Genomic DNA, 12478 nt, shown 5'->3' with positions numbered 1-12478 from the left:
GTCAGTATTCCTTCTCGTAGAAGATGCCGGCGCCCGCGCTGCCGCCGCTGCCGGCCTCGCCGCGCAGCTTGAGGCCCTTGCCGACGTCGAGGTTGATCACCGCCTTGGCGCCGTTGGTCTCCGGGTCCTGCTTCAGTTCGATATAGGTCCGGTCGTTGAGGTATTTGCCCGCCGAGACCGCGGCCCGGCCTTCCGCATCCGTCGTGATGTCGAGGTCGTCGACGCCGAGCTTGCTGCGCAGGCTGTCGAGCAGGCCCGTCGATCTGCCACCGGCAAGCTGGCTGGCGGCTGAGGCGAGCTGGGCGATCTGCACCGCCGAAAGGTTTGACATCGAGCGGTTGAAGATGAGCTGTGCGAGGATCTCGTCCTGCGGCAGGGACGGCGAGGACGCGAAGGTCACCGTCGGGTTGCTGGCAAGGCCCGCCACCGTCACCGTGATCTCCGTCGTGCCCGCCGTGCTGGCGGCGACGAGATCGACCGTCGGCACGAGGCCGCCGGCAAAGCCGATATGGGCGCTGGTGAAATCGAGGCGGCGGGTCAGGATCTCCATGCGGCCGCGCTTCAGCTCGAAGCCGCCGGAGACGACGGGGGCCACGGAGGTGCCGGTGATCGTCAGGGTGCCGCCCATTTCCGCGTTGATGCCGCGTCCGCGCACGAAGAGCTGTTCCGGCGCCTCGATCGTCAGGTCGAGGCCGATGCCGCGCGCCGCGCCGCTCGCGCCCTGCTCGCGCTGAACGTCGGCGGTCATGCGCCTGACGTCGGCGGGGGCGTTGCGGTGCTTGATGTCGATCTCGGAGAGCGAGGCCGGCAGCTTCTGCGGAATGGTGATGTTGGCCTTGTTGATATGCACCTTGCCGCCGAGGGCAAGCCCGGCGACCGGCCCCTTCAGCGTCAGGTCGCCCGTGACGTTCGCCGTCACCAGCGTGCCGTCGACATAGGTGACGTCGCCGAGCTTGAGGGCGACGTCCACCGGAAAGCCGCTCGCCGGATCGATGCCGACCGTGCCGCTCGCCGAAAGCTGCCCGCCGCTTGCCAGCTTGCCGGAGAGCGTCTGGATCACCGCCTGCTTGCCGTCCATGGTGACGCGGATGTCGAGGTTCTCGACCGCGAGGTTACGGCGCACGTCGACGAGGCGTGCCCCGCCCGAGGTGATGCTGCCGGTGACGGAGGGGGCGGCTGCCGTTCCGCCGATGGAGACATCGACGGCGGCATTGCCGGTGAGCACGAAGCCCTGCGCGGAGAGCTGGCCCTGCAGCAGGCCGAAGGGCACGGTGCCGTTGAACTTCAGCGCGAGCGGGGTCGCCCCGCCGATGCCCACCGTGCCGCCGCCGCGGAAGGAGAGGCCGCCGTCGCCGGTGAGCACCGTGTCGAGCTTCACCCTGTTGTCGGCGAAATCGCCCTTGGCGTCGATGTTGAGCGGGCCGATGCCGGCCCCGCGCGTCTGGCTGGTCACGGCGCCCTTCCAGTCGAGCGCATAGGTGACGACGGGGGCTGTCGCCTTGCCCTTGACTGTGACCGTGCCGTCGATGGCGCCGCCCGCGTCGAGCCCGGCGGCGAAGGTGTTGGCGAGCGCGGCCGGCAGCGCGTCGAGGCGGACGGCAAGGTCGAGCGTCTCGCCGGCCTTGCCGGTGACGGCGACGGCGCCGCTGCCCGTGCGGATCGTCAGCCCGTCGAGCACGGCCGCGCCGTCCACGACGCGGATCGTCGACGGTTTGGCGAGCTTCAGCGGGATGCGGCGCGGTGCGGCCTCGAAGGCGTCGAGCGCGACCGCGAGCCCGCCCTCCTGCAGGACCTTGCCCTTGACCGTAAGCGGCGCGTTGTCGAGGCGGCCGGCGAGATCGAAGGCGGTGCTCTGGCCTTGCCGGGAGAAACCGAGCCTCAGGGCCTCCAGCCGGTTCTCGCCGGCGGCGACCCCGGCGGCCTCCACCGTGCCGGTCACGGCGAGGCTGGCGAGATCGGAGACGGAAAGGTTGACGGCGGGCTTGGTGATGCTCGCCGTGTCGCGGCTCAGCTTGGATCCGGAGGCCTCGATGGTCGCGGAGGTCTTGCCGTTTGCCGTGGCGATCTCGACCTGGCCGGCAAGGTCGCCGGCGGCCTTCTGGCCCGCCATGGCGGCGAGGAGGCCGATATCCGGAAAATCGAAGCGGATCGTGCCGTCCGGCATGAAGTTCGGCGCAAGCGTCAGCGCGCCCTTCAGCGTGTTGGGGCCGATCTCGGCCTCCAGCACGGGAACGGTGATGCGGCCGTTCTCGGAAGCGACGGAGGCGCGCACGTTGATCGCCTGGCCGCCGAGCGCGCCGGTTGCCGTCAGGTCGCCGGACGGGCTGTCGGGGACGGCCTTGCCCTTGAGCGTCACGATGAGGTCGCTCAAGGTGCGGCCGGAAAGGGTCGCGCCGCTGGAGGTGACCTTGGCCGAGACGTCGAGCCCGTCGAGAGGGCCGCTGGCGGCAAGGTCGAAGGCGGCTTCCCCCGAGGCATCGGCAAGCAGCTTGCCGAGGGTAAGGACCTTGCCGGAGAGCGTGGCATCCAGCTTGCCGCCGCCGAGCGAGACGTCACCGCCGGCCTCCAGCGTGCTGGATTTCACTTCAAGGCCACTGACCGAGAGTGCGCCGTCGCCCGCCTGCCGGAGGCGGCCGGAAAGGCCGATGGTCGTGTCGATCTTGCCGGCGAGCGCCGGCGGCAGCACGGCCGGCAGCGCGAAAAGGCGGAAATTGACGTCGGCCTGACGGCTTTCCAGCCCGTAGCTGCCGGAAAGCGTGCCGCCGATGCTGGCGCTTTCGAGCGTTGCGGGGTCGAAGGCGATGGTCTGCGGCGAGACGTCGAGCGTCGCGGCGAGCTTGGCCGGGCCCTTCACCAGCCGGTCGAGATCGGCATTGGCGAAGGCGGTCGCGCCGGTTTCGAGCGTGATCTCGAGGCGGCCGGAGCGGTTTGCGACGTCGAAGGCGTCGCTGTGCGCCGACAGGTGGACCGCCTCGATACGGCCGGCGGGGAGGGCGGCGGAAGCGAGCCGCGCATCGGCCGAAAGCACCGCCGCCTTCGCCTCGCCCTTGAGGGAGATGTCGGCCCCTTCGATGAGGGCCTGGACCTCGCCGTCGGCGAGCGGCCAGCGGAAATCGATGGGGCCGTCCTTGCCGGCGAGCTTCACGTCGAGGTCGTTGGCGCCGCTGGCGCTGACGGTGCCGGAGGCGGCGAGCGTCAGCGCGCCGGTGGAGATCGCGCCCTTTTCGATGCGCAGCATGTCGGAGCCGTCGAAGGCGGCGGTGATGTCGATGCCGGTCTCGCCGGCGAAGAGCGGACGCAGCGGCGGCGGCATCAGCGCGTCGAACGTGCCGCCGCCGTTGAGGGAGAGGGTGTGCAGGCCGTTTGCCGCAAGGTCGTGTCGGCCGTCGATGCGCAGCGTCTCGGTGCCGTCGAGCGCGGCGGAAAGCCGGCCCTTCCATTGCGAGAGCGGGCCGTCGCCCGTCAGGCGGATCGAGACGGCGGGATCGTTCGGCAGCTTGAGGAGGCCGGCGAGCACGCCGCCCTTCGGTTCGGCGACGGTGGCCTCTAGGCGCAGTTCGTTGGCGTCCGGGTTGAAGGCGATGTCGGCCGCGACATGGGCGTCGGGCCGCGCCTTTTCGGATGCGGAGAGCTTGAGGGCGATGCTCTCTCCCGTCGCATCGCCGCGGCCGGAGACGACGATCCGCTGGTCGCGCCCGGCGACGGCGCCGGAGACGAAGAGCTCCGGAATGGCGAGCGAGCCGACATGCACTTCCACCGGCAGGGAGAACGAGCCGCCGGACGTCGTCGTTTCTGCTTCCGCTTTCTTTTCGGGCAGGCGGAACAGGGAAACGGTGGAGGCGGAGACGCGCTCGGCCTCGAAGCTGAGGGTCAGCAGGCGTAGCGGCGACCAGTCGACGGCAAGGTCGCGGATCTCGGCATAGGTGCCCTTCCCGTCGCCGAGCGTGATTGCGGCGGCGCGCAGCTTGCCGGTCAGAAGGCCGGAGGGCTCGCTGATCGAGATCACCTGCCCGTTCGCCGCCGCGATCCGCTCCGCATAGGAAACGGCCAGCCGCGCGCCCGTATCGGTGAAGCCGACGAAACCCAGCGCGGCGACAAGGACGACGAGGAGAACGGCAAGGGCGTAACCGGCATAGCGGAGCGTGGCGCGGAGAATTCGGGTCAGCCTGTTCATCTTCTTCCATTCGGCCGGCGGGAAGTGCCGCACCTCAGCGTCTAAACTAGGGCGCTTTCGCGCGTCTTCGAATCGCGCGGGGGCGCCCCTGGTCTTTTAGTCGAAGCAATGGCGGGCGCAAAATCGCCGCTTGCCTTCCCGCCATCACCCTGGCTGCAAATCGCGGCGGCCGTCAGAAGGACTGGCCGATGCCGGCATAGACCCCGAAGGAGGTTCCGCCGGGATATTTCTTCAGCGGAACGGCGACGTCGAGGCGGAGCGGCCCGAAGGGTGTCGCGTAGCGCAGCCCGATGCCGGCGCCCGCCCGGATGTCCTCGAAATCCGGCACCTCGTCGGTCGAGACCGTGCCGACGTCGATGAAGGGGACGATGCCGAGCGTCTCGGTGATGCCGATGCGCGCCTCCGCGGAGGCCGCCACATAGGACCGGCCGCCCAGCAACTCGCCCTTGCCGTTGCGCGGGGAGATCTCCTGGTAGCCGTAGCCGCGCACCGTGCCGCCGCCGCCGAGGAAGAAGCGGCGCGTCGCCGGGATGTCGGAAAGCTGGTCGCCGCCGATGATCGTGCCGGCGGCGAGCTTGCCGGCCAGCACGAAACGGTCCTCCGCGCCGAGCCCCTGGTAGCCGGTGATCGCCCCCTCGAAGCTGGAGAAGACCGTGCCGCGATAGGTCTCGTAGCTCGGCTTGGCGTTGATCAGGAAGCGGTAGCCTTCCGTCGGGTTCAGCTTGTCGTCGCGGGTGTCGCGCACATATTCGATGGGCAGGCTGACGGTCAGGTACTTGTTCTTGCCGAAGGCGTCCTCGACGTCGCTCCACATGACCTCGCCGCCGGCGCTCACCGTGTCCCTGTCGGAAAGCTCCACGCTGACGCCGGCGGCGGCCGTGGTGGTGAAGGCGTTGTAGGCGTCCGGATCGACCAGCGCGGCCTTCAGGCTGGCATTGAAGGTCGAGGCCGGCCCGAAGGCGCCGGGCTTGGAGAAGAGGATCGCCGTCGTATAGTCGAGGTCGCCGAGGTTCGACTCGCCGATCCGGTTGACCGAGCCTTCGATGCGCAGGGATTCGGCCTGGCCGAAGAGGTTGCGGTGGCCCCAGTAGCCCTGGAGGCCGAAGCCGTCCGTGTTGGAATATTGCGCGCCGACGCCGAAATAGCGGTGCTTGCCTTCCGAGACCTCGATGGTCATCGGCAACGAGCCGTCCGGGGCGAGGCTGCCGGCTTCGCGGATCGTCACGCTGGAGAAGACGCCGAGCTGGCGCAGGCGCTCGGCGGCCCTGGTGAGCGCTTCCGGCGAATAGGGCTGGCCGGCATTGATGCGCGAATAACGCTGCACGAAATCCGCATCCACCGTCTTGGTGCCCTTGACGCCGACGGCGCCGACGGGCGCGACCGGGCCGCCCTCGGCGGCGATCACAACGTCGACGGTGCGCGTCTTGTGGTCGGCGGTCGCGTTGCGCTCGGTGAGCTTTGCGAGCGGCCGGCCCTCGGCCTTGATATCCGCGACGATCTTCTCGCCGGCCTTCAGGATGAGTGTGGAATCGGCGCGCGCGCCGGCGACCAGACCGTAGTCCGCCGGGTTGCGGCCTTCCGCATCGCCGGAAAAGGCGACTTCGCCGAAGGTGAAGACCGGGCCGGGCTCGACGCGGATCGACACGGGGATCGCACCCCTGGCGTTGAATTCCGGGTTCGGCGGCAGCGAATCGAGGTCCTGCCCGTTGATGGTGACGTTGACCACGCCGCCGTAGCGGGCGTGCTCGTAGAGCGCGGCGAGGATGCGGTCGCGGTCGTCGCGCGCCTTGATGACGAGGCCGAGATCGCCGGAGACCGGCTTGCCCTCGTCCTGCTTGAGCAGTGCGGTGTTCTCGATCGCCTCCTTGAGGTCGTCGTCCTCCGTGCCGGGATCGAGCGTCAGCGTGTAGGAGACGGGGTCGATGACGGGAGCGGTGTCTTCCTCGCTCTCGAAGAACTTCATGCCGAAGAGCTCGAAGGCGGATGCCGAGGAAACGGAAAGCGGGCCGCAGGCGAGCGATGCCGCAACCGCGAGCGCGGTGCCAGCCTTCAGAAACGCAAAACTCTTTTCCGGCCGGTTCACTTTGTCCCGCATCCGCAGCAATCCGTCGCCTTTCTCCCAAGGTGCGGTGCGGGCGGCAGGCCGACAGCGTCCGACACGATCTCTAGGCACTCCGTTCCATCCGGAGCCTTCCAGGCAGGAAACGACCCTAACGCGTTAGGTTTTCCGTAATGTTAACGGCGGTTTTACACGCTGGCGCGGCGGATTTGAAGCACCGGAGGGGATTTTGTGCGAAGCGCGCAAAGCAAAAGCCCCGGGCCATGCCCGGGGCTTCGCATGAATGACAACCGTCAGGCTCAGTAGTTGGACGGGCAATTGTCGATGTAGCGGCGGCCGTAGCGGTCGCGGTAGTAGCACTGGCCCGGCTGTTCCGAGACATGGCCGATGACGCCGCCGGCAATGCCGCCGATGGCTGCGCCCACGGCCGCGCCACGGACGTTGCCGGTGACCGCGCCACCGATGATTGCGCCGGAGACGGCGCCGATGCCCGCACCCTTTTCCGTCTGCGTGCAACTGGCGGCGGCAAGGCCCACCAGGACGAGCGCAATGACTTTCTTCATGAAGATGTTCTCCAAAGTTGAGCGGCGGCCGCGTTTGCCGGGTCCGCCCTATCCCCTTCTACCCAGGAACATACCGGGGCCGTTCGCGACGGCCGGGTCTGTCCGAGCCTGAGGATATATGCGGGACCGGGGAAGTCCATGGCATTGAAGTATTTTTTTGCAGACCGAATAAAATGCGGGGCCGTTCCGTTTGGCCTCGCCCGGTGCGCGCCCGGTCACGATAATTTTCATCCCCCTTACAAAGTAGCGGTTGATCGCCGCCGCAAAACGTCAAATGATATGATTGTTGAGGTCGCGGCGAAGGAGGAGAAGACGTCGCCGCGGCACTCGTGCCGAAAAGAATGCACGCGAATCGAAATGCTGGAGTCGCTCGATCCCCGCCCGCGTCGTGAGGACGCCCGCTGCATATGACGTCGGATCGTCCGGTCCCAGCGGCAGGTAACCGCCAGGGAGGAATGAATGGCGAAAGTGGCAATGACCGTCAACGGCAGGAAGGTGAGCCGCGAGTGCGAGGACCGCACCCTGCTTGTGCACTTCCTGCGCGACCAGCTCGCTCTCACGGGAACCCATGTCGGCTGCGACACGTCCCAGTGCGGGGCCTGCGTGGTGCATATGGACGGCAAGGCCGTCAAGAGCTGTTCCATCCTCGCGGCCCAGGCCGCCGGCTCCGAGATCCTCACCATTGAAGGCCTTGCCGCGGGTGGGGACCTCCATCCCGTGCAGGCGGCCTTCAAGGCGAACCACGGCCTGCAATGCGGCTTCTGCACGCCCGGCATGGTGATGACCGCGGTGGACATGATCAACCGATACGGCGCCAAGCTCGACGAGAAGACCGTTCGGGAAAATCTCGAAGGCAATATCTGTCGATGCACCGGCTACCACAACATCGTGAAGGCCATCCTCGCCGCCGCCGAAGAGATGGGCGCGGCAGGCCGGCAGGCGGCGGAATAAGGCATTGGGCGGTAGGCGGTAGCCAGTAGGGAGGCCGTCGCGAGGCGACGAAGTCCCTGACGCCTATTGGCTAGAGCCTGTCGCCTCCATTCTCTGGAGGAGATGAAGATGGGTGTCGAAGGCATCGGCGCGCGCGTCGCGCGAAAGGAAGACAAGAGGTTTCTCACCGGCAAGGGGCGCTATACGGACGACATGTCCGTGCCGGGCATGCGCTATGCCGCATTCGTGCGCTCGCCGCACGCCCATGCGAGGATCAGGAGCATCGATACGTCGGCGGCGGAGGACATGCCGGGCGTCATCGCCGTGCTCAACGGCAAGCAGATGCTGGACGACGGCATCGGCAACCTGATCTGCGGCTGGATGATCCATTCCAAGGACGGCTCGCCGATGAAGATGGGCGCCTGGCGGCCCATCGCCCATGAGACGGTGCGCTATGTGGGCGATGCCGTCGCCGTGGTGGTCGCCGACAGCGTCGGCGAGGCGCGCGATGCGGCCGAGGCCGTCGTCGTCGACTACGAGGTGCTGCCCGCCGTCACCGACGCCGTGAAGGCGCTGGAAGCCGGCCAGCCGCAGCTTCACCCCGAGGCCCCCGGCAACCTCATCTACGACTGGGAGATCGGCGACAGCGCCGCGACGGACGCGGCCATCGCATCGGCCGCCCATGTCACCGAGATGAAGATCGTCAACAACCGCCTTGCGCCGAACCCGATGGAGCCGCGTGCCGCGCTTGGCATCTACGATGCGGCCGAGGACCACTACACCTGCTACACGACGAGCCAGAACCCGCATGTCGCGCGCCTCGTCATGAGCGCCTTCTACAACGTGGCGCCGGAAAACAAGCTGCGCGTCATCGCGCCCGACGTCGGCGGCGGCTTCGGCTCGAAGATCTACATCTACCCGGAGGAGATCGTCTGCCTGTGGGCCTCCAAGCGGGCCGGCGTTCCGGTAAAGTGGACGAGCGACCGCACCGAGGCCTTCCTCACCGACGCGCATGGCCGCGACCATGTCTCGACGGTCAAGATGGCCTTCGACGCGGAGAACCGCGTCACGGCGCTGAAGGTCGACACCATCGCCAATTTCGGCGCCTACATGTCGCTCTTCTCCTCGGCGGTGCCGACCTATCTCTATGCGACGCTGCTTTCCGGCCAGTACAATTTCCCGGCGATCCACGCCAATGTCAGGGCCGTCTACACCAATACGGTCGCGGTCGACGCCTATCGCGGCGCCGGACGCCCGGAGGCGACCTATCTTCTCGAACGGACCATGGAGACGGCGGCGCGCGAACTCGGCGTCTCGCCGGCCGAGCTTCGCCGCATCAACTTCATCCGCTCCTTCCCGCACCAGACGCCGGTGATCATGAACTACGACGCCGGCGACTACGAGGCTTCGCTGGAAGCGGCGATGAAGGCGGCCGACTGGGCCGGTTTTGCGGCCCGCAAGGCGGAGGCCGCAGGCCGCGGCATGAAGCGCGGCATCGGCATGAGCTGCTATATCGAGGCCTGCGGCATCGCGCCGTCTGCGGCGGTCGGCTCGCTCGGCGCGGGTGTCGGCCTCTGGGAATCGGCGGAGGTGCGCGTCAATGCGGTGGGCACCATCGAGGTCCTGACCGGCTCGCACAGCCACGGCCAGGGCCATGAGACGACCTTCGCCCAGCTCGTCGCCGACCGCTTCGGCGTGCCGCTCGACAGCGTCTCCATCGTCCATGGCGATACCGACAAGGTGCAGATGGGCATGGGCACCTATGGTTCGCGCTCGGGCGCGGTCGGCATGTCCGCCGTCGTCAAGGCGCTCGACAAGGTGGAGGCCAAGGCCAAGAAGATCGCCGCCCACCTGATGGAGGCCGACGAGAGCGATATCGTCGTGGAGAACGGCGCGCTGAAGGTCGCGGGCACGGACAAGTCGGTGCCGTGGTTCCAGATGGCGCTTGCCGCCTATACCGCGCACAACCTGCCGGCCGGCATGGAACCGGGCCTCAAGGAAGGCGCCTTCTACGACCCGGCGAACTTCACCTTCCCGGCCGGCTGCTATATCTGCGAGGTCGAGGTGGATCCGGAGACGGGCAAGACGAAGATCGTCCAGTTCGTCGCCGCCGACGACTTCGGCAACATCATCAACCCGATGATCGTCGAGGGGCAGGTGCATGGCGGCATCGCGCAGGGTATCGGCCAGGCGCTGCTGGAAGGCGTGCACTACGACCCGGAAACGGGCCAGCTCTTGACGGCGAGCTACATGGACTACACCATGCCGCGCGCCGACGACCTGCCGTCCTTCCAGGTCTCGCACCAGGTCACGCCCTGCCCGAACAACCCGCTCGGCATCAAGGGCTGCGGGGAGGCGGGGGCCATCGGCTCGCCGCCGGCGCTGATGAACGCCATCACCGACGCCATCGGCAACAACGACCTCACCATGCCGGCAACGCCCCAGAAGGTCTGGGCGGCGCTGGCGGCCAGCAACTGACGGAGGAAGCCATGTACGCAACCAATTACCATCGTGCATCCTCCGTCGCGGATGCCGTCAAGCTGCAGTCCTCGTCCGACGAGGCGAAATACGTCTCCGGCGGCATGACGCTGATCCCCACCATGAAGCAGCGGCTCGCCGCGCCGTCCGACCTCGTGGACCTGCGCCACGTCGCCGAGCTGAAGGGCATTTCCGTCGACGGCAACCGTGTCCGCATCGGTGCGGGCACGACGCATTACGAGGTCTCGACCTCGGCGGAGCTCAAGGCGGTCTGCCCGGCGATCTGCCATCTGGCGTCCCATATCGGCGACCCGCATGTGCGCCACATGGGCACGATCGGCGGCTCCATCGCCAACAACGACCCGGCGGCGGACTACCCCTCCGCCATGCTGGCGCTGGGGGCGACCATCGTCACCGACCGCCGCGAGATTTCCGCCGGCGACTTCTTCACCGGGCTCTTCGAGACCGCGCTGGAGGACGGCGAGATCGTGACGGCGGTGACCTTCGAGGCGCCGGCGAAGGCCGGTTATTCCAAGTTCCCCAACCCGGCCTCGCGCTATGCCATGGCCGGCGTCTTCGTGGCGAAGGGGGCGGACGGCAGCGTGCGCGTGGCGGTGACGGGGGCCGGCTCCGACGGCGTCTTCCGGCACGAGGGCATGGAACGGGCGCTTGCCGCAAACTGGTCGCCGGAGGCAGTCGCCGGCGTTTCGGTCGATGCCGGCGGTCTCCTCTCGGATATCCACGGCAGCGCGGAATACCGGGCGAACCTCGTGAAGGTCATGGCGAAGCGCGCGGTCGCGGCCGCCTGACCCCCGCAAAAGCTGAAACTGGTTCGATTAAAAGGACGGTTGAGGCCGTCCTTTTTTCGTGCAGACTTGACATGCATCAACATCGAATGGCCTTTGGAGACCTAGGATAGATTGGAATGGTTCAAAGGTGGCGCCGATTTGCCGCAGCGGATTTCGTTGCGGCGCAGGAGCGCCGGGTGTAGCCGATTGAACGACAGCCAACGACGATGATGTCCGGGTTCTCGCCGGACAGGAGACTGCGGATGGACTTCGAGACTTTCTTCAAGAACGAACTGGGCGGCCTGCATCAGGAAGGCCGCTACCGCGTTTTCGCCGATCTGGAGCGCCAGAAGGGCAACTTCCCCAGGGCGACCCGCTACACGGCGGACGGCCCGAAGGACGTCACGGTCTGGTGTTCCAATGATTATCTCGGCATGGGCCAGAATCCCGCGGTCACGGAGGCGATGAAGCTTGCCATCGACCAGTGTGGCGCCGGTGCCGGCGGCACCCGCAACATCTCCGGCACCAACCACTACCATGTGCTTCTCGAACAGGAACTCGCCGACCTGCACGGCAAGGAAGCGGCCCTGCTCTTCACCTCGGGCTACGTGTCCAACTGGGCTGCGCTCGGCACGCTCTGTTCGAAGGTTCCCGGCCTCATCTGTTTCTCCGATGCCGGGAACCACGCTTCGATGATCGAGGGCATCCGCCATTCGAAATGCGAGCGGGTGATCTGGAAGCACAACGACCTGAAGGACCTCGAAGCCAAGCTGGCGGCCGCCGACCCGAAGGCGCCGAAGCTGATCGCCTTCGAATCGGTCTATTCGATGGACGGCGACATCGCCCCCATCAAGGAAATCTGCGACCTTGCCGACAAGTACGGCGCGATGACCTATCTGGACGAGGTCCATGCCGTCGGCATGTACGGCCCGCGCGGCGGCGGCATTGCCGAGCGCGAAGGCCTGATGGACCGCCTGACGGTCATCGAGGGCACGCTTGCCAAGGCCTTCGGCGTGATGGGCGGCTATATCGCCGGCTCCTCCGCGCTGTGCGATTTCGTGCGGTCCTTCGCCTCGGGCTTCATCTTCACGACGTCGCTGCCTCCGGCGCTGGCCGCCGGTGCGCTCGCCTCGATCCGGCACCTGAAATCCAGCCAGACCGAGCGCTTCGCGCATCAGGAGCGCGTGCGCAAGCTGCGCGCCGCGCTCGACCGCAACGGCATCCCGCACATGCCGAACCCGAGCCATATCGTGCCGGTGATGGTGGGCGATGCCGCCAAGTGCAAGTGGATCTCGGACCTGCTGCTCGACAATTTCGGCATCTACGTCCAGCCGATCAACTATCCGACCGTGCCGCGCAAGACCGAGCGCCTGCGCATCACGCCGACGCCGCTGCATTCGGATGCCGATATCGAGCATCTCGTCGGCGCGCTGCACGCGCTCTGGTCGCGCTGTGCGCTGGCCCGCGCCGTCGCCTGAGACGGCGG

General features: G+C 67.4%; 7 protein-coding genes. 4 read left to right on the top strand and 3 right to left on the bottom strand.

The window, feature by feature from the left end:
• Position 1 precedes the first annotated feature (1 nt).
• The 3 genes from HNQ66_RS19345 to HNQ66_RS19335 form a co-directional block, all read right to left on the bottom strand.
• Entirely contained in the window at positions 2-4174 is a 4173-nt protein-coding gene (locus tag HNQ66_RS19345; RefSeq protein ID WP_184145821.1) for a translocation/assembly module TamB domain-containing protein, read from the bottom strand.
• A 172-nt stretch (positions 4175-4346) separates the two neighbouring features.
• A complete protein-coding gene (locus HNQ66_RS19340) occupies positions 4347-6269 on the bottom strand; it encodes an autotransporter assembly complex protein TamA (protein WP_184145820.1) in 1923 nt (640 codons plus the stop codon).
• A gap of 263 nt (positions 6270-6532) precedes the next feature.
• The gene (locus HNQ66_RS19335) at positions 6533-6796 is read right to left on the bottom strand and encodes a glycine zipper domain-containing protein (RefSeq protein ID WP_184145819.1); all 264 of its coding nucleotides are present in this window, start codon (positions 6794-6796) and stop codon (positions 6533-6535) included.
• Between the two features lie 459 nt (positions 6797-7255).
• Between HNQ66_RS19335 and HNQ66_RS19330 the strand changes: the two genes are divergently transcribed.
• The 4 genes from HNQ66_RS19330 to hemA all read left to right on the top strand — a co-directional run bounded on the left by HNQ66_RS19330 (position 7256) and on the right by hemA (position 12470).
• Positions 7256-7747 (top strand): (2Fe-2S)-binding protein, encoded by a 492-nt coding sequence (locus HNQ66_RS19330; RefSeq protein ID WP_184145818.1) that lies wholly within the window; start codon positions 7256-7258, stop codon positions 7745-7747.
• Between the two features lie 108 nt (positions 7748-7855).
• Positions 7856-10204 (top strand): xanthine dehydrogenase family protein molybdopterin-binding subunit, encoded by a 2349-nt coding sequence (locus tag HNQ66_RS19325; RefSeq protein WP_184145817.1) that lies wholly within the window; start codon positions 7856-7858, stop codon positions 10202-10204.
• A gap of 11 nt (positions 10205-10215) precedes the next feature.
• A complete protein-coding gene (locus HNQ66_RS19320) occupies positions 10216-11013 on the top strand; it encodes an FAD binding domain-containing protein (protein ID WP_184145816.1) in 798 nt (265 codons plus the stop codon).
• 242 nt (positions 11014-11255) lie between these two features.
• Complete coding sequence (hemA, locus tag HNQ66_RS19315; RefSeq protein WP_184145815.1) at positions 11256-12470, top strand: 5-aminolevulinate synthase; 1215 nt, start codon at positions 11256-11258, stop codon at positions 12468-12470.
• Positions 12471-12478 lie beyond the last annotated feature (8 nt).

It is taken from the genome of Shinella fusca, from assembly GCF_014203155.1.
Taxonomy (GTDB): Bacteria; Pseudomonadota; Alphaproteobacteria; order Rhizobiales; family Rhizobiaceae; genus Shinella; species Shinella fusca.
This window is presented reverse-complemented; position numbering and strand designations above follow the sequence as displayed.

Bases quoted from the DNA above. Each gene is read 5' to 3' on its own strand.
- HNQ66_RS19345 (WP_184145821.1), bottom strand. From the start codon at position 4,174: ATGAACAGGCTGACCCGAATTCTCCGCGCCACGCTCCGCTATGCCGGT.
- HNQ66_RS19340 (WP_184145820.1), bottom strand. From the start codon at position 6,269: ATGCGGGACAAAGTGAACCGGCCGGAAAAGAGTTTTGCGTTTCTGAAG.
- HNQ66_RS19335 (WP_184145819.1), bottom strand. From the start codon at position 6,796: ATGAAGAAAGTCATTGCGCTCGTCCTGGTGGGCCTTGCCGCCGCCAGT.
- HNQ66_RS19330 (WP_184145818.1), top strand. From the start codon at position 7,256: ATGGCGAAAGTGGCAATGACCGTCAACGGCAGGAAGGTGAGCCGCGAG.
- HNQ66_RS19325 (WP_184145817.1), top strand. From the start codon at position 7,856: ATGGGTGTCGAAGGCATCGGCGCGCGCGTCGCGCGAAAGGAAGACAAG.
- HNQ66_RS19320 (WP_184145816.1), top strand. From the start codon at position 10,216: ATGTACGCAACCAATTACCATCGTGCATCCTCCGTCGCGGATGCCGTC.
- hemA (WP_184145815.1), top strand. From the start codon at position 11,256: ATGGACTTCGAGACTTTCTTCAAGAACGAACTGGGCGGCCTGCATCAG.